Genomic DNA, 18,745 nt, shown 5'->3' on the forward strand with positions numbered 1-18,745 from the left:
GAAGCCACAATCATACGGCACTGACACCACACTCGCATGAGTTCAGGCGGTAACTGGATCGCACGTACACACGGTCGGCCGATCGCGAGATCGGAACCAACCGACACAGGGATCTCTCTATGGTAGAGAGTCTCGGTTCGAGTCCGAGAGTCGGCATGAAGGCGGCCAGAGCGGTGGGGCCACACCCGTACCCATTCCGAACACGGAAGTTAAGCCCACCAGCGTACCGGGAAGTACTGGAGTGAGCGATCCTCTGGGAACCGCGGTTCGCCGCCTACCCACTCATACGGGAGCACACTCCCACCCACGCCCAGCGACACCACGTCGCTGGGCTTTTTGTCTATGTAGAAGAGCGGACGCGCTAGTCCGCCCTTCCCGACCGCTAGGCTTAAACGCTCGACTGCGGTACGTTCGATAGCGCCAAGGTGGCAGAGTCTGGTCAGACGCAGCGGCCTGCAGAGCCGCCCAACGCCGGTTCAAATCCGGCCCTTGGCTTGATTTTCAGACGGACAGTCACGGCTGTGGTAGTACCGCGCCGGACCTAAGTCGCTCGTGTAGATTACAGATCGGCGGCGTCGAGCACTTCGTGGGGGACGTTCGTCTCTCGGAACTTGGTCGTGTGTTGTGACAGCTGGTCGGGGCCGACGACGAGGAGGAGGTCGACGCCGCGGACGGCGGCCTCCGTCGTGGCCTCGACCGTACCGAACCGGATGTCCGGCCGGATACCGGCACGCGTGACGAGAGCGTACGCCTCGGCTCCGGCGGTCGCGACGAGTTGGTCCCCCGAGTGCCACTCGTCGATGCGGCTTGGATCCACTGGAGTTCTGTCGGTGACTTGCGGCACGCGGACGACGGTGACGTATCCGGTCTCGTAGTCGACCACTCCCTCGAAGTCGGTGACTCCGACGGCTTCGCCGGGGTCTCCGCTCGTGACGGCCACGGCGCGTGCCGTGCCGCCGTCGGGGTCGGCGTGGAGGATTCCGTCGCGCATCACCAGTCCGACCTCTGTCCCCTCGTCGATGGAGTCGATCGCGATCGCGGCGTCGACCTCGACGCTTCCCAACACGTCGGAGGTGACACGCTCTAGGTACGCTTCGAGGTTGTCCGTTCGCGAGATGAGCCAGTCGACCCCTTCTTTCGTCACCTCGTATCGACCCCGACCGCGCTTGTCGACGTAGTCGTGTTCCACGAGGTCTCGGACGTAATCGCTGACTGCCTGTGAGGTCACACCGATCGTGTCTGCGATCTCGTGCTGGCTCACTGCGGGTTGGCGTGCGGCGATTTCCACTAACACCTGATAGCGCGTCGCGTCGCGCTTGCTGTCGAGGACCTCTGGGGGTGTGTCCCTGTCGGGATCTGCCATTGTCGGCCGTCGACGCTCTACAAGTAAAATTGTACTGTCCCGGCGCGGTGGTTTCGCGTCCGCTCTGTGCTGTGGGAGCGGCGTCGATCCACCGTGGGATCGGATCGGTTCGAGTGGGTGCGCCGTTCCCACGGTGTGGCGATCGCGCTCGGCTTAGTAACCGTTATACACCGGGTGACCCATGCTGCAACTATGCAACGACGCGCTGTGGCCGTGTATGCCACGCTCTTCATTCTCATCGCGGGGGTGGCCGGCGTCCTCACCGCGACGGCTGAGTCTCCGGAAATAGCGCTCGAAAACCCAGATTTCGAGGTATCTGAGGGAGATACGATCGACGTGGACGACCGGACGTACACGGTAGCTAGCATCTCCGAGACCGAGGAGGGCGGGGGTGGACACGGCGGTTCGGCCACGACTGTGATCTCCGGCACGCTCGAACGCGAGTTCCAGACGCAGATGTCGGAGGCGTGGGCCAACGAGTCGACGGTGACGATCGACGACACCGAGTGGCGCGTCGAGATCTCGGGTGAGGACCCGAGCTCGTTCACGCTCGTCGAGGTTCTCGACCGGCAGGCGATCCTCGAGAGCGACGACGCGGCTGACAACGAGACGGTCACTCGCGACGACGGTGAGTACGTCGCGGTCACCGAGGACGGTGAGACGACGCTGGTTCCGGTCGAGGAGTACTTCCCGGCACCTGACGAGCGATCCCTTTCGACCGGCGATTCGATCGACTATCAGGACCGGACCGTGACGGTGGACGAAGTCACGACCGGTCAGGCGGTCGTCGTCTGGGAGGGGACACAGACCGAGACGATAGACGTCGGACAGGAGTCGATGGTCACGATCGGCGAGACCGAGTTCGTCGCACACTACCCGGACGCGTCGACGCTGACGCTCTCTACGGACATCGCCGCCTACGAGGCGCAGGTCGACCAGCAGGAGCAACACCAGCGGTACAACAACGGTCTCACGCGAGTGATCGTCCTCAGTATCCTCTCGACGCTGCTGCTCGCCGCCACGGCGTTCGTTCCGTCCCGATACTGAAACTCTCCCGTATTTTTCCTTAACTGCGCGTCTGTGCTCGATGCGATAACACCGGCGTCAGCCGATCACCCCTCCGTCTCGTCCGTATTTTTATGTATCCGTCTCGTACCCTGCGTATGAGCGACGACCACTCGACGCCGGTCACGACCGACCTCCCTGACGCACCGTTTCACACGACGGGCACCGACCACGTCACCGTCTGGGGGAGCAACGAGGCCGACACGATCGCGTTCTACCGCGACCTGCTCGGTATGCCGCTCGTGTTGCGGCAGCCGAACCTCGATGATCCCTCGCAGACGCACCTGTTTTTCGACACGGGCGACGGGCGGATCTTGACGTTCTTTGTGAGCGACGACCGTCCGTCTGCTCGCGGTCAGCGAGCCGGAACCGGCGCGGTCCACCACCTCTGTTTCAGCGTCGATCCGGACGAGTACGAGGATATCATGGCTGCGCTCTCCGAGGCCGGAAAGGGGTACAACGTCTTTGACCGCGGGATATTCCATTCGATTTACACGCAGGACAACAACGGGCTCGTCATCGAGCTGTCGTCCGACAAGTACGAGATCCCGGACGACAGGAAGGGCGAGGTCCTCGCGACGGCACAGCGGATACGCGAGGAGGACGGTGCCGACTTCGCTCAGGATCGACACATGGAGGCTGCCTTGGAGGAGCTGGGGCTTCCCGTCAACAAGTACGACCTTCCGGACGCCGACGCGGGCGTCGGGGTCTGAAAACGGGCCGATCGCTCGCGTCCGAGCCCCGTGCTTTTGTCGTCCGACGAGTCAACACGAATGTGACGTTCAGCATCTGTGTTCGCGAGCGATACACCGACGACGGTGGAACCGGACAGATCAGGTACGGTGTGGCGGCGACGGCTCGACTCCCCGGCGTCGGCACGCTCTGTCCGTTCGCCTCGGCCGACGGTGCGGTGGCGACGCAGTCGTTCGCCAATCCGGATCTCGGTCGGAACGGAGTGGAGTACCTCGCAGACGGTCTCGTAGTGGACGACGCGCTTCGGTCGCTGCTGAACGCTGACGACGGGCGAGAGAAGCGGCAGGTCCACGGCGTCGGTGCCGACGACGTCTTCGCGTTCACCGGAGAGGAGTGCCGAGACTGGAGCGGGCACGTCGTCGGTGAGAACTTCACCGTCGCGGGAAATCTGCTGACCGACCGAGACGTCGTCGAAGACGCCGCGGCTACCTACGAGTCGAGCGCACACGCCGACGCTCCTCTTGCGGGACGGCTGATCGACGCGCTCGCGGCCGGTCACGATGCGGGCGGAGACCGAAGAGAGGACCTCTCGGTCCAGTCTGCGGCGCTTTTGGTCACGACTACCGAGACGCTCGATATCTCTCCGTACTACAACGACCTCCGCGTCGACGCCACGGAGACGCCGATCTCGACCCTTCGTGAGACCTACGAGACGGCGATGCGCGGCTACGAGGCGGTGACAGAGAAGTACGCCGTCGCGTCGGGGGACGCCGAGTGAACGCCTTGCGGAAGCCCGTCTGATCAGTGGCTCGTCGGAAGCGTCACTTTCGCGAACACCGGGAGGTGGTCCGACGGGTATCGCCCTCGATCGTCGCGATCGGTTAGCGTCGCGAACGACTCGACGCCGACGGTGGGCGACACGAGCACGTGGTCGATACGCCGGCCGTCGATCAGCCGTGCGAAGTCCGTCAGACTGGTCGCCGGTCCGTGCCGGAGGTCGGCCGCCACGGCGGCGTCACGAAAGGCGTTCACGCCGTCCCGTCCTTCGTTCTCGCCCCCCTCGGCTTCGCCGCCACCGTCCGTTTCGGTGAGTATCTGGTGCGGGGTTGACCCCGGAGTGCAGTTGAGGTCGCCGACGAGCACGAACGGACGTCGGTGGTCCGCCTCGCCACCGGTCGCCGTCTCGCTCGCGTCGCCGGCGATCTCGGGGAGTCGCCGCCGGAGTAACCGCGCGGACGCCCGGCGGGCCCGGCCGCTCACGTGGTCGAAGTGCGTGTTGGCGACGAGGAACGAGCGGTGTCTGCCGCCGTCACCCGCCTCTCGGTCTCCGTCGCCTCGCGTCTCGCCGGGGCGGTCGCCGGCCGGTTGCACGCGCGCCCACGTTGCGATCCGCGGATGGGTTGCGCCCCAGTCTGTCGACGGCGAGCCGGGCGTTTCGGAGAGCCAGAAGGTCCCGTGGTCGGCGATCCGCCACCGGTCCGTGCGAACCCCGATCGGACATCCCTCGCCGTCGCCGCCGTCGTCGCGTCCGCGGCCGACGAGCGCGTACCCCGGAAGCCGCTCCCGGAGGTCGCGACGCTGCTCGGCGATCGGCTCCTGGAACGCAACGACGTCCGGCCGATGGAACCGAACGAGCCGTGCGACCGCGTCGCGCCGCTCGTGCCACGCGTCGTGGTGATCGTTACGGTTCGCGTAGCGGACGTTGTAGCTCACGATCCGAATCCCGGTCATTGTCAGTGCGGTGGGGTGGTGGGCGATTAAAACGTCCGGCGCGTCGACAGACGAAGTGCGCCCCTGCAGATCCGGGCGTACCTCCAGGTCGTGGCTACGCCGAGAACTCGTACAGCTCGTCGCCGACATGGTGGATCGAAGAGACGACCTTGCCGCTCTCGCCGGCCATCTCGTCGCCGTCGACCAGTGCCCGACCGACCGCGAGCACCTTGCCGTGGGTCTCCTCGGCGATCACGACCAGATCTCCCTCGCGAATCGCGGGGTCCGCTTCGACGATCCCCGGTCGCATCACGTCGGCGCCGTCGGAGACGAACGAGATAGCACCGGCGTCGACCGTGACGACGCCCGTCTCCGGCTCGTAGTCGTTCGCGCCTCGAACGGTGAGGAAGGGCTCGTCGTCGTCCACGTAGAAGACGGCCGGTTCGCCGTCGACCAACACGAGCTCGTAGTCCGCGTCGACGAACTCGACGAACTCGAAGGTGTCCCCGTCGATGTCCACGCCGAGGTGGTCCGCGACCGCCTCGCGGATCGCGTCGATGTCGTCGCTCCGGAGGTGATGCCGCGATTTCACTTGCATGGACGCTCTGTCGACCGCTCGGCCGATAAATGGTCCGCTCCACGCCGACTCTCGCCTCGTTGGACCGATCAAAACGGCCTTAAGCAACCTGTTCGTATCGACTCGTATGCTCAACCCACTGGCGATCACGTCGCTCGCGAACCCGCTCGCGATCGTTATCGCAGGGATCGCGACGCTGACCGTGGTCCTCGTCAGTTCGCTGAAGGGGACGGGGTGGGAACCGACGACGGACATCTCGGACACGGTCCTCGAACGGCGCGCATCCGCCGTACCGGAGACCGACTTCCCCGAGCCGGGCAACCGGGCCATCGGCGGCGGTGGCGGCGGCGGTGCGATTCCCGCCGGCGCGGAGGGAGAAGAGGGTGAACTCGAAGACGGGAGCGCTGCGAGTTCCGGCCCCGGTGACATCCCCGAAGACGAAGTCAAGTACTTCGACGTCGAGTTCGTCAAACAGGGCGAGACGATCGAGCTCTCGAACGACCAGCCGATCCTCGAACAGGGCGAAGACCAGGGCTGGGATCTGCCGTACGCCTGTCGGCAGGGACAGTGTGTCTCCTGTGCCGGCCATATCACGGACGGTCCGTCCGAGGACTTCGTCGAACACGACAACCAGCAGATGCTCGAAGACCCCGAGCTCGACGACGGATACACGCTGACGTGCGTCGCGTACCCCCGCGACTCCTTCAGCATCGAGACCGGCGAGGCACCCTAGCTCACCCGCCACCGCGGTGTCGAGCGCCTCTGGCTGGCCCACGTTTTCCGCCGGCTCGTCCCCTCAAACCGGTGTCTATCGTCCGGCGCGACACCCTTTTTTCGGCTCGCGTGAAGTACACGTATGTCTCTCATTACCCTTCTCGGCGGCGGGGTCGTCGCCGCGGTCGTCGCGCTCGCGTCCGTTCTCGTCTACCGGGACGCGACGCGAATCGGCGTCGAGGTCGGCTCACCGTTTCTGTGGGCCGCGCTCGTGCTCCTCTCGTCCGGAGCGAGCGTCGTCACCGCGGTTCTCGTCCCCGACGCTCCCCTTCCGGGCGTGCTCGTGTTGGCCGTCATGGGGCCGCTCTTGTACCTGCTCGAACGCGACGACTCGACGCACGCCGACGGACCGCCGGACCCGACACACCTCCCCAGCGGATCGGACTCCGACGACCCCGACGAGTGACCCCGCCAGCCGACGTCGACGTAACCCGCCGAATCGACGATGACACAGTTCGTTTCGCCCGCTCGGTGTGCTCGCAAACCGCAAGCTTCCATACGGTCGGGCTCCAACACGGGGCAATGAGCGACGAGAGCCTCGCCGAGCGAGTCGAGCAGTGGATGGTCGGTCAGATGCCGATCATTCAGATGCATGGCGGCACGAGCGTCGTCCGCGAGGCCGACCCCGAGACCGGCGAGGTCGTCGTCGAACTCGGCGGTACCTGCTCCGGCTGTGGAATCTCGAACATCACCGCGGACAACATCCGCCGCGACCTGATCATGGACTTCGAAGAGGTCACGAACGTGACCGTTCGGACCGCTTCCTCGGGCGATCAGGGCGCGTCCACGGTCGAAGGCGGGCGCGGCGGCGAACTCAAACACGAGACCGAATCCGCGAACCACTTCTGACCGTCCATCGCCTCCTCGGTGGGACTCAGTCGCCGATGAGCGGCCGTCGCCGGTAGACGTCTCGTTCGAGCCGGTCTGCACAGTCGAGACGCATCCGCCTCGCGTCCGTCTCGGTGAGCGATCCCCACTCACGCAGCTCCGCCGACAGCGGTTCGTACGCGTCCACGTCGAACCCCATCCGATCGAGGTACGAACGGACCGCGTTCGAGGCGAGCCCGTTCCGGACGCTGTCTTCGACGCGGTCGCGAACGGTGTCGAACGTCGGGAGGACGACGGCCTCGTCTCCGACGCCGTAGGGATCGCCGCCGACGTGGAGATCAGCGTCCCCGAGGCGCTCGACGATACCGACGACGTCGTCTGCCAACCGGACGATCTGACTCGGCAGCGCGGCGTCCGGCGAGCGCCACTCGACCGTTCCGAACTCCGCTCGGAGCTTGACCGGAGTCCAGACCGCGCTCTCGGGGGTAAAACACGATTCGACGGTCTCTCGTTCACAGCCGGCGACGACCGCCTCGGTGACGAACGACTCGTACCGGCGCTCGAGCCGCCTCGCCCACTCTTCCGTGTCATCGGTGTACGACCACAACTCCCCCTGCCGTGGGAGCTGATCGTAGGCCATCCACCGATACAGCATCGACCGTGCGCCCGTAGCCAACGACTCGTGCCCGAAGTGGGGAGAGGAGTTGACGAGCGCCAACGCCGGATCCAGGGCCGTGAGCGCGTTGAGCTGGTCGATCTCTCGTCCCGGGAGCTGCTCGACGTGGACGTGCGTACCGGCGCAGTGACGGACGTACTCGAACCGATCTCCGACGACGCGGTGCTGAATCCGCGTTCGTTCGCTCCCGAGGTCGGGTATCTCCCCGTCGTAGATCGGCGTCGCCAGCGGAACCAGCCTCTTGCCGAGCGCGTCGGCTCGCTCTACGACCCGGCCGAGCCGCTCGAACAACTCCTCGCGGAGTTCTCCTGTCGACTCACACGGCGTCGTCTTTACCTCCAAGAGCGGAACGACGAACTCCCGTTCGACCCCCGCCGACGCGTCGACGAGTTCGCCGGGGTCGGTTAGCCGTCCGTCCTCGTCTATCACCCAGTACTCGACCTCGACGCTGCGGAGTAGCTCTCCACCGCCGTCTCCTGTCGCCGATCCCCCGGTGGCGGTATCTGTCACGGGTCGATGAAACGCGCGTCGGTTCGATCACGGACGCCGCCTCGGTCATGAGTGGTATTACCTAGCATGGCTGCGGATCGGGCAGATAGCGTAATAATGTTTGTGCAAGAATATCTGGTAGATCCGTATACTCGTCATACTAATACACTAATACGTGATCGATACGGCGTGTCTTCCGACCGGCTCGATCCGCGCGCTGAAAGTGTCCCGCGATCGGCGTGTCCGTTTCGCTACAGGGCGTCTTCGAGCGCCGACGCGACGCTCCTGGCTTTCTCGGCCAACGGCTCCGGCGTGTCGCCGGCGGCGACCGACTCTCGGAGGACGTCGTCGTCCACCCGTTCGACGGCTCCGTTCGGACGTTTCACCACGTCCACGTGGAGGTCGACGTAGCGCGCGGCGTCGGGGAACACTTCGACCGGCGTACAGACGTTGACGTACGTCCCCCGAACCGTCCCGTCGCCGCCGCGGTACGTCGTCGGGTACCACCATCGGCCCTCCTTCAGGCTCGTCTCCGCGATGTCCCCGGCCTCGCGGTCGACGCCCAGTCCGTCGTAGGTGCCCCCGCCCGTCATCTCGCGCTCTACCGTGACCGACCCGTCGGCGTCGACCCCCGTCACCGTCGCCTCACCGAGCGTGACGACCCGCCCGTCGGGCTTGCCGTGGTCGATTCGAAGCGCGTCACCCTCCGTCGGGCCGAACGCGTCCGCCACGACTCCGAACGGGAACTCGGCGTCCGGCCCGGGCTCACAAAGCGCCTCCGCGAGGTCGACGCCCGCGGACGCGCTAGACGTTCCCGCCTTCACCCGGTGGTGTCCCGGCATCGTCGGGGTCACCTCGCGACGCGCGTCGTCGAGCGCGAACCGGCTCCCCCGTCCGAACCAGACCCACGTGCCGGCGTTCGGGAGGGCGCTCGGCTCGTCGCGGAGTCGGCTCGCGGCGTCGAGAACGCCGAGGCCCCCGGCCGCCTCGACGACCGAATCCACCCGTTCGGCCGCGTCGACGGCTCGGCGGAGGCCGGCCTCCAACTCGTCCGTCCCGGCGTCGACCGCGGACGGCTTCCACACGGCTCGCCAGCCCTCGGGCGGCTCCAGTCCGAGCAGGTCGACCATTCCCGCGAGTTCGCGCGCGGCCTCGTCGTTTCGGACGTCGACGCGAGTTCCGGACCCCGGTTCGAGCGAGACGAGATCGCCGCCGACCCGAAGCGAGCCGTCGAGGGCCGGCCGCTGCTCCGTCCACGGCGCGGCGGACTCGCGCACCTGTACCCGGACCGGATCCCCGGCCTCGACGTGATCGTCGACGTTCCCGTACGGAAGGTACCCCTCCGCGGTCTTCGGACCCCCGCCTCCGTCGCGTTCCGGTTCGCCTGTCCCGACCCGGAGACGCACGACTGCGCCCCCGCCGAGCGTCTCCGCCACCTCGCCGTCGAGCACCGTTCCGGGCGGAGCCGGGTCGTCCCACGCGAGCGCGTCGAGTCCGATCTCCGCGAGGAGGGCGCGAAGGTCCTCGACTGCCTCCGGGTCGCCGTGCGCCCCGACGCCCTGTCTGTCCGCGGTCGTCTCCACCCGAACATCGGGAGGTGCGGTCGGGAACTCCGCCTCGAACCGTCGGCGTATCGGCCCGGACGCATCGACGACCTCGTGGCCTGCCTCCAACAGCAGGCGGGTGATTCCGGTCGTGTAAATGCCGCGAACGCGGGCGTTCACGGTCACAACACCTCGCGGCTGCGGGCGAACCGGACGCGGTCGTGGAGGGTCCCGCCGAGCGACAGTTCGATCAGAACGGGCCGGCCCCCGTGTTCTCCGTCCGTGCCTCCGCTCTCGCTCCGGAGCACCCGACCGCCTTCGACCGGGACGCCCCACCCGTCGAGCGAGAGGTATCCCCGGAGGTCGCCGCCGTGAGTGAACAGGTCGACGGCGGCCGTCGGGTGTTCCTGGACCGACGCGGTGCTGTGTGACAGTTCCATATCCGAGTAGCACGGGCCGTCCTCGTCGAAGAACGCTCGCAGACGCTCGGCGTCCTCGGCGACAAGCTCGGCGACGCGGTCGGACGCCGCCGCGATCGCGTCGGTATCGAGCCCCGCCTCCCGGAGCGCCCGCTGGGTCCGGCTGTCGAAGTGCATACCCTCCGTTTCGGGCGCTCGCGTTTCAAGACTGTCGTCCGCCATCCGTTAAGTGCCTGTGGACGAAATCCGCGCGCATGTCCTCCCAGTCGGACCCGATCGAGTCGCGTGCCGACGACGACCGCGACCTCTACGACATCGCCACGTGGGAAGAACGAACGTCTCTCGACGGGCTCTCGGTCGCGTTACACTGGTTCATTACCCGCTCGGCCAAGGCGTTCGTGGTCCTCGTCGCGCTCCTCGGGCTCCTCACCGTACTCGGGTCGATCGGTCTCGGACTCGTCTTCGATCCGGCGGTCGCGATGCTCGTCGGGCTGTCCGCGGTTCCGGCGCTCGGGCTCGCCGCGTACGTCTACGTCTCGGACGTCACGAGCGGTGAACCCCTCTCGCTTCTCGTCGCGACGTTCCTGTTGTCGATCCTGACCGCCACGTTCGCGGCGATCCTCAACAGCGTCGCACAGCCGTACTTCCAGCGGTTCGGGTTCCTCGGCATGGTCGCGTTCTTCTTCGTCATCGTCGGTCCGATAGAGGAGACGGTGAAGCTTCTCGCAGTCCGGCTGTACGCGTACACCGACGCTCGGTTCGACGCGGTGATCGACGGGGCGGTGTACGGCGCGATCGCCGGGCTCGGATTCGCCGTCATCGAGAACCTCGTCTACATCGCGCAGTCGGTCGACCTCGGGGAACTCACGCTCGGAATCGCGGCACTTGGCGCGGGCGACGGCATCGCCGCGCTCCGCGCGCTGGCGGGGCCGGGCCACGTCATCTACTCGGCGTTCGCGGGGTACTACCTCGGGCTCGCGAAGTTCAACCCCGGCAACCGCGGGCCGATCGTAGTGAAGGGGCTGATACTCGCCGCCGTCATTCACGCGCTGTACAACACGCTCGTCGGCCCCGTCACGACGGCGATATCCGGGATCACCGGCATCCCGTCCGTCGGCAGTCTCCTCGTGTTCGTCCTCGCCTTCCAAGGCGCGTTCGGCTACGTGTTGTTACGAAAGGTGTGGCGGTACCGCGACGCGTACCTCGACACCCGAGACTCGGTCGATCCCGAGATGGAGCCGGAGCTCACCGAGTTCGAGAGCTGACCGGCCCGTTGTTACGGCGGGTTCTCGACTCGGGACCGGTCGCCAGTTCCGGCGGTGAGCGCGCTCGCGAGCGCGCCCTTGACGACGACCTCATCGCCGAGCGCGGTCAGCCTGATCTCGGGAACGTTGATGAACACCATGTCCGCGAGCTTCTCTCGGACGGGATCCAAGACGCGGTCGGGGTTGTTGAGCGCGACTGCCCCCCCGACGCTCACGACGAGCGGCGCGTACGCGTGAATGACGTTGGCGATTCCCATCGCGTTCCAGTGTGCGACCTGGTCTATCACGTGGTCGGCGAACGTGTCCTCGCCCGCGGCCTCGAACACGTCGACCGCGGTGAAGTCGGGGTCTTCCACCGGGAGCACCGTCTCGACGGGGTCTTCCTCGTGTAGTTCGCGGGCGTACTCCGGGATGTTGTTGCCGGAGCAGTACCCCTCCCAGTGGCCGTCGAGCCCGCAGCCGCAGGTCATGAAGCCGTGGGGGTCGACGGTCATGTGGCCCACCTCGCCGGCGTTGCCGTCCCAGCCCGAGAGCACGTTGCCGTCGACGGCGACGCCCGCGCCGATCCCGGACGAGATAGTGAGGTACACCATGTCGTCCGGGTTGCGCTCGGAGTGGAACCGCTCCCCGATGACGCCCGCGATCGTGTCGTTGTGGAGGTACACCTCTTCGGTGTCTAAAAGCCGTGAGACCGGGCCGACGAGCGGGATGCGCTCGACCGTGTCCGGGAGGTTCGCCGGACCCTGAACCACGCCGGCGGCGAGGTCGAGCGGCCCGATCGACCCGATGCCGGCCGCGGTCACCGTCGACGGGTCGACGTCGGCGTTCGCGCACGCCCCGCGGACGACGCCCAAAACCGCCTCGGTCACGGCGATCCCGTTCGGTCCGCGGGGCGTTCCTCGCGAGTCGCTCCCGAGAACGGTCGCCGTTTCGTCGCCGACGACCGCCCGAACGTTCGTCGCCCCGAGGTCGACGCCCACGTAGTGCATCGGGTAAACGGGCGAACCGGTATCACTTAAGCAGGACGCTTCTGGGGACCCGCGGCGTGCCGACGCGGCGGGTTAGGCCGTGACGTCTCGAACGAACGTCACCGGACAGGGAGCAGAGAGCATGACCTCCTGTGCGACGCTGCCGAACACGGCCTTTCCGGTCGGCGAACGCCGACGGCCGCCCACGACGACTCGGTCTGCGCCGACGTCAGTCGCCGCCTCGGTGACCTCGTCGGCGAGGTCACCGACTGCCCCCCGGACGGAGTAGCGCACGTCGGCGGCCGAGAGGGCGTCCCCGAGCGCGCGCGTCGTGGTGTGCCGTTCCGCGACGGCGTCCGGTATCGAGCCCTCGCCACCTCCGTCGACCCCGAGCTTCGCTCGGATGCGCTCGAACTCCGACCCGTCGAACACGTGGACTAACACCACCTCCGCGCTCGCCGGTTCGGCCACGGCGATAGCCTCCTTCGCGAGCTGTGCTGTCTGTGCCTCACCTTCGGTCCCGACCGCCAAGACGACCGTATCGATGCTCATAGGTTCCGTTAGTGCCCGATCAGATTAAAATGTGCAGTTTTTAACTCAGTTCTGAATAAATTTATTCAATCAATCCTGACAGTCTCGGCGGCCCGCGTCGCCGCCGATGTGGCGTGTCGCCTGAGCGGGCGTCCGTCCCGGCTCGCGTCCGGATGCCCGCCTCGGCTCGCGTCCGGATGTCCGCCTCGGCTCGCGTTCTGACGCCTGTCCGTCGAGATCGCTCGGCACACGCTTCGCTCGGTGCGGTTGCTGCGGCGAGAGAACAGATCCGACCGCCGAGACACCGGCCGACGTGAGTTCGTCTTAGTAGTCCGGCGCGTCGTCCTCGACTTCGCGCTTCAACGAGTCGCGCCGCGATTTCGCATCGCGGCCGGTGGCTTCGAGTAAGAAGTCGTTTTTGGCGTCGACGGCGTCGGCCGCGGCGTCGGCGTTGCCCTCCGCGATGACGTCTTCGGCTGGCCGCTCCTCGAAGTGGACCGCGAGTTTGTCCTTCTTACTTCCGTACTCGGCCGCACCGGCCACGATGCGCTCGAACACGGGGTTGTCGGGGTCCTCGACGACGTACAGTTCGTGGCCCTCCCACTCCTCGGTATCGCTGACTTCGCCGAAGTACTCCTCGATCGAGCCCTTCAGATCGGGCATTCGGTCTCCGAGATGCTCGCCGCGTCGCATCTTGTACTCCTTCATATCGGCACCGTTCGATTGGGGTGCCTAAACCAGTTTCGTCACGGGGTTCGCCGCCGCTGAGCGGTGTCTCGGCGCGATTCCGAGCCGTCAGATCGGTCGCTCGTCGATGTATCCGCGCTTGCACTCGGGACAGATGTCCCCCGCTCGCATGGAGTTTCCGTCGGCAGACCGCGTCATCTCGCACTCGGGACAGTAGTACTCCGTCGTCACGTCGTCGCTCGCCGTTCCGAGATCCGGACTCGAACCGTGGGTGATCGGTGCTCCGTCGTCCACCGCGGACCGGTCCGCACCGCCCGCCGCGCTCGCATCGCTCGATTCCGGTGCGGTCACGTACTCGACGTCCTCGTCTGCCGCCGCCTCGGCCGCCTCCGGAGTGAGGCCGCCGCCGAACTCGACGTTCCCGTCCGCGTCGCCGTCGTCGATCTCCGCGCTGAACCCCTCGTCTTCTCCCCGTTGCTCGGGCCACGGCGTCGGGTCCTCGCCCGCCGATTCCGCTTCCTCGACGTCCGGCCACGCGCCTCGCTCTCGCTCACCGGCTTCCGCCTCAGTCTCCTCGTCGAGGATAACGCCGTCGTCGCCGTCCGCGGCCTCGCCGGTCGCCGGTTCCTCCTCGGCGTCCGTCTCTGGGGACCCGGCCTGCTCCCGCGCTCCGTCGCCATCGTCGGCCCCCTCGTCGAGAAGTTCCGCATCCTCCTCGCTGCGTGCAGTTCCCCCGCTCTCGGTCGCGGCCGGCGCGTCGGCCGTCGGCTCCTCGCCGGATACGGCGTCGGTCGGCCCCTCGTCGATGATCACCGCGTCCTCTTCCGCCGCGTCGGCGTCTCCGAGATCGACAGCGCTGCTCGACGCGGCGGCGCTCGGTTCGTCGGCCGCTCCGCCAGCGGAATCGGTTGCTTCGGGCTCGCCCGTGCCCGCCGTCCCATCGCCCGTTTCGGTTCCGACGGCGGCCTCCTCGGCCAACTGCTCCATCGTCGTGACCTCGGTGTTTTCGCTGACGATCTGCGTCTCGCCGCAGCGAGCGCAGGTCTTCACCTCGGTGACGGTCGTGACGACCTCGTTCCCGTCTTCCTCCCGTTCGCGCTGTAGTTCGGGTTCGTCGAAGTCGTGTCCGAGCAGACACCTGAGTCCCATTATGCCACCTCTGCGGTGCCGAAGCGTAAAAAACGCCCCGTCCGGCGTCTGACGATCGGCACACGGTCTCTCACTTCGTTCCCCTCGTCGACACGACGTGACACAGACTCTTTGTGGGTCGCCCTCGTATCAGTGACCGTCTATGCCGACCGTATCCTATCAGGGCGAGGAGATCGAGTGCGAGAAAGGCGATATCTTACGCGACGTGCTCGCGGAGGCCGGCCTCTCCGTGTACAACGGGAAATCCGAGGCGCTCAACTGCCGCGGAATGGGGTCGTGTGGCACGTGCGCGGTCAAGATCGAGGGCGACGTCAGCGAGCCCGATAAGAAGGAAAAAGCCCGGCTCTGGCTTCCCCCGCACCACCCGAGCCACGACGTGCGCCTCGCGTGTCAGGCCCGCGTCGAAGGCGACGTCGAGGTGACGAAGGGCCGCGGGCTGTGGGGCCAACACGTCTGATCGCCCCGCCCGATCGCTGTGGCCGCCGCTCGGTGCGCGGATAACAACCCGCAACGGACGAGGTCCGCAGCGCGGGCAGAATGGTTCAGTATCGCGTGTCAGAGCCGTGTTCGGCGTCAGCCGGACCGACCCGCCTAATCGGTATCGGCTTACTGCCGAACGACGTTGGACGCGCGCGGGCCCTTGTCGGAGGACTCGATTTCGAACTCGAGCTCCTGTCCCTCTTCGAGGTCGGGGCCGCCGACGTCTTCCATGTGGAAGAACACGTCGTCGTCTGCGTCGTCAGTCTCGATGAATCCGTAGCCGCCAGTGTCGTTGAAGAAATCAACCTTTCCGGTCGCCATTGCAACTCAACGAACGCCCGCTTGGGGGATAAGGATTGCGAGTGTACAGTTACCACGACAGCTGCCGGACATTCGTGTTCCGTATTGGAACCTGAAGCGGCGGACAGTGAGTATTTATCGGACGAGGGATTCACAGACCGACCGTTCCCTCGATTCGATCGCTGAGACGAACCGAACCGACTATTCGCCACCGGCCCCTCAATCCGATCCAAACGCGTATCCTCGCTCGGCGTGAACCGATCCCATGTTCCGGTCCCTCCGCGAGAACGGTCCGGCGCTGCTCGTTCCCGCCGCGTGGCTCGTCGTCGCCGCGACGGTCCTTGAGATCGTCTCGACACACGCCCTGTTCGTCGCCCACGTCGTCATGAGCGTCCTCCTCGTCGCGTTCCTCGCGGCCTCTTGGCGGGACATGGACGCCGACGTGCTCCGTGCGTGGCGGCTCGTGGTTCTCGTCGGCACGCCGGTCACCCTCGCCGGCGTCGCGGGCTTCCTCGCGCTCTGGGGCGTCCCCCCGCGTGCGCTGTTCGCCCTCTCCGTTTTCGGGTGGATGCTGCTTCCCGCGGCCGGGTTCTTGTACACGGCTCGGCGGGTCGAAGTCGGCGCCCGGATCTACGAGGTCGGGGCCGCCTGCTGTGTCGCCGGTGCGGTCGCCGTCGTCGCCGCCTCGTCTCCGCCGGGAATCGTCGCCGGTCTCGCGCTCGTCGGCCTCGGCCAGACCGCCGGCATCCTCGACGCCACGCTTCGGTACTGAATGCCTCCCCCAAGCATATCTACCGTTCCGGGCCGTAGACGTTCGCATGGTCGAGGTCGGAACGGTCTACCTCGCAGTCATCGGCGTGCTGTTGCTCGCCGTGCTCGCACTGGGACTCCGCGTCCTCGGCGATATCTTCAACGAAGCGAGGGAGCGTCACCGCCGGCGAAAATCTGGCGATCTGGAGTCGCACACCGAGGATGAGACGTCAGTCCCCGGTCCGTCAACATCGCCAGACGAAGCCGCGGACACCGAGAGGGAAACCGGGGAGCGCGACCGAGATGGTGCGTCGGTCCCGTGTCCCCGATGTGGCGCGATCAACGACCCGGCGTTCAGCTACTGTCGTCAGTGCGCGTCGCGGCTTCGACCTACGGGATGAGTCACGTCCGCCTCCCCGATTTGAACGGGGAATAACCCAGAGAGCACACATCCTCACTCCGGCTGGTGTTCGGAGAAACACGAGCGAAACTGAACTCGAACACATTTCCCCGGCTGAAGCCAAAGACATGTACCTGAACGATAGAAAAAACGGGGTATCGGAAACCACACTCGGCGGCTACCGTTATCGGCTCACAGTACCCATTCGCTGGAGCGAGAACGTCGCTCGACGATATGAACGACCTCTCGGGGCGAAAGCTACACTCGGAAGAGCGACGACGGAACCCTAAGCCGATAACGACTCTCGGACTACTCGACGCCTCTGAACTCGAAGCGCGCGCCGCCGGCCGCACTCTCGACGATCTCGACGTCCCAGCCGTGTATGGCAACGATGTCGGCCACGATCGCGAGGCCGTACCCGCTTCCAGTCCTCGAGTTGGTGTAGCCGGACTCGAACACGCGCTCTCGGTCGGCGACGTCGATGCCGGGGCCGTCGTCCTCCACGTAGAACCCGTCCTCGAGCGGGCCGACCCAGACGTGGACGTCCGCTCCTCCGTGTTCGATCGCGTTCCGGTACAGGTTCTCGAACACCTGCCCGAGGCGACTCGCGTCGGCGCGGACGGTCTGCTCGACATCGACGTGTAGGGTCGCGTCGCCGACGTCGACGTTCTGCCAAGACGATTCGGCGAACGCCCCGAGCTCGATCGACGCGAGTTCGGTCGGCCGGTCGGTGTTGCGCGCCAGCGTCAGAAGGTCGTCGATCAGGACGTGGATCCGCTCGTGGGCCCGCTCAACGGCCCTAAGGTGCTCGTTGGTGTACTCCTGTTGTGCGAGTTCGAGCTGCCCCTCAGCGACGTTCAGGGGATTCCGGAGGTCGTGGCTAACGATGGTGGCGAACTCCTGGAGCCGATCGTTCTTCGCTTCGAGCTCCTGCTGTCGGACGATCATCTCGAGGTCCACTTCGACCATTCGCTTGAACTGCTGGAGGAGGTCGCGGTAGATTCCCTCGAACTCCCGCTCCTCATCGTCGAGGACGCAGATCGTCCCGAACACCGCGCCGCCGGGCCACTCGATGGGGTACCCGAGGTAGGACACCAGGCCAAACTCCTCTACATCCATGTTGTCCCGCCAGCGGTCGCTCTGCTGGGCGTCCGGGACGTGTAGCGGCTCCTGAGAGAGCACCACCTCTTCACAGTAGAGGCCGAGCATGTCCTCCGTCCCGCCGATCTCGTAGGGGTTCTCTGGGTTCCCGCTCGCCTCGAACACCTCGATGTACGGCGGGTCGATACGCATGATGAGCCCCGCCGGCACCTCGAAAATCTCGGCCGTGATGTCGAGCAGTTGTTGCCACTTCTGTACGATGTCCTCCGGGATCTCGAGATCCTTTACCTCGGGGTACGGCCGGTCTGACGCCGTCCCACTCGATTCGCCGTCCGTTCCCTGAGGCATCCTACATAAGCGAGGTGAAGCGTATATATTAAGATGCGGCACCGTTCTCTTCGTCTGACTCCCCTGTGATACGCTAAATGTGAAGTACGAGACGGACGACGGCTCGACCGGAACACGCGTGGAACTGGGAGCATTTTCACTGCTCACGACTCGGTCGCTGCGCTCCCTCGTAGGTTCGCAGGAAAATGCCGCCTCCCCGATTTAAAACGCGTGAGGCTCTCTCCGGTCGTCTCACTGTTCCCCGCTCGCTTCGCTCGCGGGGACGGGGGACAGCTCGATCTTCAATCGGGACTAACAAATGCGGATCGCGCCGAAAAACTATGCCGCCTCCCCGATTTGAACGGGGGACAGCTCGATCTTCAGTCGAGTGCTCTCCCAGTCTGAGCTAAGGCGGCTCGCACTCGGACCAACGCCGATTCGAGACAAAAGGATTTCGAAAGGCGGCAGGCGGATCGGGGGAACCGTACCGTCGACTCGCTTCACCGTCTTCCGATCCGTTTCGCTGCTGCTCGCGGAGTTGCTCGCGCCGCAGAAGTGGGACCGCCCGGATTCGAACCGGGGTCACGGGCACCCAAGGCCCGGAGTATACCACTAACCCACGGTCCCGTGCCCTTATCTACCCGCATCG

22 protein-coding genes, 3 tRNA genes and 1 rRNA gene are annotated in these 18,745 nt (G+C 66.1%); 12 read left to right on the forward strand and 14 right to left on the reverse strand.

Annotation, left to right across the window (positions count from 1 at the left end; genetic code table 11):
* The first annotated feature begins 157 nt into the window (after positions 1–157).
* Both rrf and NO930_RS05775 read left to right on the forward strand, forming a co-directional pair.
* Positions 158–279: ribosomal RNA gene (gene rrf, locus NO930_RS05770) — 5S ribosomal RNA — on the forward strand.
* Positions 280–419: 140 nt separating this feature from the next.
* Positions 420–495, forward strand: a tRNA-Cys gene (locus NO930_RS05775).
* 64 nt (positions 496–559) lie between these two features.
* Here NO930_RS05775 and NO930_RS05780 read toward each other — a convergent pair.
* Positions 560–1,363, reverse strand: a complete 804-nt coding sequence (locus NO930_RS05780) for a DUF7839 domain-containing protein (protein ID WP_256402818.1) — start codon at positions 1,361–1,363, stop codon at positions 560–562.
* A 207-nt stretch (positions 1,364–1,570) separates the two neighbouring features.
* On the opposite strand from NO930_RS05780, the gene NO930_RS05785 reads away from it, so the two are divergent.
* The 3 genes from NO930_RS05785 to NO930_RS05795 all read left to right on the forward strand — a co-directional run bounded on the left by NO930_RS05785 (position 1,571) and on the right by NO930_RS05795 (position 3,899).
* Positions 1,571–2,410 carry a hypothetical protein gene (locus NO930_RS05785; RefSeq protein ID WP_256403149.1) on the forward strand — a complete coding sequence of 280 codons (840 nt, stop codon included), beginning with the start codon at positions 1,571–1,573 and terminating at the stop codon, positions 2,408–2,410.
* 116 nt (positions 2,411–2,526) lie between these two features.
* Complete coding sequence (locus NO930_RS05790) at positions 2,527–3,141, forward strand: VOC family protein (protein ID WP_137782880.1); 615 nt, start codon at positions 2,527–2,529, stop codon at positions 3,139–3,141.
* Between the two features lie 62 nt (positions 3,142–3,203).
* Entirely contained in the window at positions 3,204–3,899 is a 696-nt protein-coding gene (locus tag NO930_RS05795; protein WP_256402819.1) for a DUF1028 domain-containing protein, read from the forward strand.
* A 23-nt stretch (positions 3,900–3,922) separates the two neighbouring features.
* Here the strand turns inward: NO930_RS05795 and NO930_RS05800 are convergent, their stop codons facing one another.
* The gene (locus NO930_RS05800; RefSeq protein ID WP_256402820.1) at positions 3,923–4,852 is read right to left on the reverse strand and encodes an endonuclease/exonuclease/phosphatase family protein; all 930 of its coding nucleotides are present in this window, start codon (positions 4,850–4,852) and stop codon (positions 3,923–3,925) included.
* A gap of 94 nt (positions 4,853–4,946) precedes the next feature.
* Positions 4,947–5,429 (reverse strand): RNA-binding protein, encoded by a 483-nt coding sequence (locus NO930_RS05805; protein ID WP_137782883.1) that lies wholly within the window; start codon positions 5,427–5,429, stop codon positions 4,947–4,949.
* 106 nt (positions 5,430–5,535) lie between these two features.
* On the opposite strand from NO930_RS05805, the gene NO930_RS05810 reads away from it, so the two are divergent.
* The 3 genes from NO930_RS05810 (at position 5,536) to NO930_RS05820 (ending at position 7,031) form a co-directional block, all read left to right on the forward strand.
* Complete coding sequence (locus NO930_RS05810; protein ID WP_256402821.1) at positions 5,536–6,141, forward strand: 2Fe-2S iron-sulfur cluster-binding protein; 606 nt, start codon at positions 5,536–5,538, stop codon at positions 6,139–6,141.
* A gap of 123 nt (positions 6,142–6,264) precedes the next feature.
* Positions 6,265–6,588 (forward strand): hypothetical protein, encoded by a 324-nt coding sequence (locus NO930_RS05815; protein ID WP_137782885.1) that lies wholly within the window; start codon positions 6,265–6,267, stop codon positions 6,586–6,588.
* Between the two features lie 116 nt (positions 6,589–6,704).
* On the forward strand, positions 6,705–7,031 hold the full coding sequence (locus NO930_RS05820) for a NifU family protein (protein ID WP_137782886.1): 327 nt from the start codon (positions 6,705–6,707) through the stop codon (positions 7,029–7,031).
* 25 nt (positions 7,032–7,056) lie between these two features.
* Here the strand turns inward: NO930_RS05820 and NO930_RS05825 are convergent, their stop codons facing one another.
* The 3 genes from NO930_RS05825 to NO930_RS05835 form a co-directional block, all read right to left on the reverse strand.
* Positions 7,057–8,196: a glutamate-cysteine ligase family protein gene (locus NO930_RS05825; protein ID WP_256402822.1), complete on the reverse strand. Its 1,140-nt coding sequence runs from the start codon at positions 8,194–8,196 to the stop codon at positions 7,057–7,059.
* A 230-nt stretch (positions 8,197–8,426) separates the two neighbouring features.
* Entirely contained in the window at positions 8,427–9,899 is a 1,473-nt protein-coding gene (locus NO930_RS05830) for a ribonuclease FAU-1 family protein (RefSeq protein WP_256402823.1), read from the reverse strand.
* Between the two features lie 2 nt (positions 9,900–9,901).
* On the reverse strand, positions 9,902–10,315 hold the full coding sequence (locus NO930_RS05835; protein ID WP_256402824.1) for a DUF7532 family protein: 414 nt from the start codon (positions 10,313–10,315) through the stop codon (positions 9,902–9,904).
* 77 nt (positions 10,316–10,392) lie between these two features.
* On the opposite strand from NO930_RS05835, the gene NO930_RS05840 reads away from it, so the two are divergent.
* Positions 10,393–11,403 (forward strand): PrsW family intramembrane metalloprotease, encoded by a 1,011-nt coding sequence (locus NO930_RS05840; protein WP_256402825.1) that lies wholly within the window; start codon positions 10,393–10,395, stop codon positions 11,401–11,403.
* A gap of 11 nt (positions 11,404–11,414) precedes the next feature.
* Here NO930_RS05840 and NO930_RS05845 read toward each other — a convergent pair whose 3' ends face one another.
* The 4 genes from NO930_RS05845 to NO930_RS05860 form a co-directional block, all read right to left on the reverse strand.
* Positions 11,415–12,392 (reverse strand): ROK family protein, encoded by a 978-nt coding sequence (locus tag NO930_RS05845; RefSeq protein ID WP_137784751.1) that lies wholly within the window; start codon positions 12,390–12,392, stop codon positions 11,415–11,417.
* Positions 12,393–12,464: 72 nt separating this feature from the next.
* Positions 12,465–12,923 (reverse strand): universal stress protein, encoded by a 459-nt coding sequence (locus NO930_RS05850; RefSeq protein WP_256402826.1) that lies wholly within the window; start codon positions 12,921–12,923, stop codon positions 12,465–12,467.
* 303 nt (positions 12,924–13,226) lie between these two features.
* Positions 13,227–13,610, reverse strand: coding sequence for a DUF5611 family protein (locus NO930_RS05855; RefSeq protein WP_137783150.1), 384 nt, complete (start codon positions 13,608–13,610; stop codon positions 13,227–13,229).
* A gap of 87 nt (positions 13,611–13,697) precedes the next feature.
* Positions 13,698–14,738: a DUF7093 family protein gene (locus tag NO930_RS05860; RefSeq protein ID WP_256402827.1), complete on the reverse strand. Its 1,041-nt coding sequence runs from the start codon at positions 14,736–14,738 to the stop codon at positions 13,698–13,700.
* Positions 14,739–14,880: 142 nt separating this feature from the next.
* On the opposite strand from NO930_RS05860, the gene NO930_RS05865 reads away from it, so the two are divergent.
* Positions 14,881–15,195, forward strand: a complete 315-nt coding sequence (locus NO930_RS05865) for a 2Fe-2S iron-sulfur cluster-binding protein (RefSeq protein WP_137783148.1) — start codon at positions 14,881–14,883, stop codon at positions 15,193–15,195.
* A gap of 149 nt (positions 15,196–15,344) precedes the next feature.
* On the opposite strand, the gene NO930_RS05870 is transcribed toward NO930_RS05865, so the two are convergent.
* Positions 15,345–15,539: a cold-shock protein gene (locus NO930_RS05870; protein WP_137783147.1), complete on the reverse strand. Its 195-nt coding sequence runs from the start codon at positions 15,537–15,539 to the stop codon at positions 15,345–15,347.
* A gap of 244 nt (positions 15,540–15,783) precedes the next feature.
* Between NO930_RS05870 and NO930_RS05875 the strand changes: the two genes are divergently transcribed.
* Together NO930_RS05875 and NO930_RS05880 are read left to right on the forward strand one after the other, a co-directional pair.
* Positions 15,784–16,290, forward strand: coding sequence for a hypothetical protein (locus NO930_RS05875; RefSeq protein ID WP_256402828.1), 507 nt, complete (start codon positions 15,784–15,786; stop codon positions 16,288–16,290).
* Between the two features lie 46 nt (positions 16,291–16,336).
* Positions 16,337–16,669 carry a zinc ribbon domain-containing protein gene (locus tag NO930_RS05880; protein WP_256402829.1) on the forward strand — a complete coding sequence of 111 codons (333 nt, stop codon included), beginning with the start codon at positions 16,337–16,339 and terminating at the stop codon, positions 16,667–16,669.
* 308 nt (positions 16,670–16,977) lie between these two features.
* Here NO930_RS05880 and NO930_RS05885 read toward each other — a convergent pair whose 3' ends face one another.
* From NO930_RS05885 to NO930_RS05895, 3 genes are all read right to left on the reverse strand, one after another.
* A complete protein-coding gene (locus tag NO930_RS05885) occupies positions 16,978–18,117 on the reverse strand; it encodes a GAF domain-containing sensor histidine kinase (RefSeq protein WP_256402830.1) in 1,140 nt (379 codons plus the stop codon).
* 321 nt (positions 18,118–18,438) lie between these two features.
* Positions 18,439–18,512 (reverse strand) — tRNA-Phe (locus tag NO930_RS05890).
* A gap of 140 nt (positions 18,513–18,652) precedes the next feature.
* Positions 18,653–18,723 (reverse strand) — tRNA-Pro (locus tag NO930_RS05895).
* Positions 18,724–18,745: the final 22 nt, after the last annotated feature.

This window comes from Halorubrum salinum, assembly GCF_024494575.1.
Lineage (GTDB): Archaea > Halobacteriota > Halobacteria > Halobacteriales > Haloferacaceae > Halorubrum > Halorubrum salinum.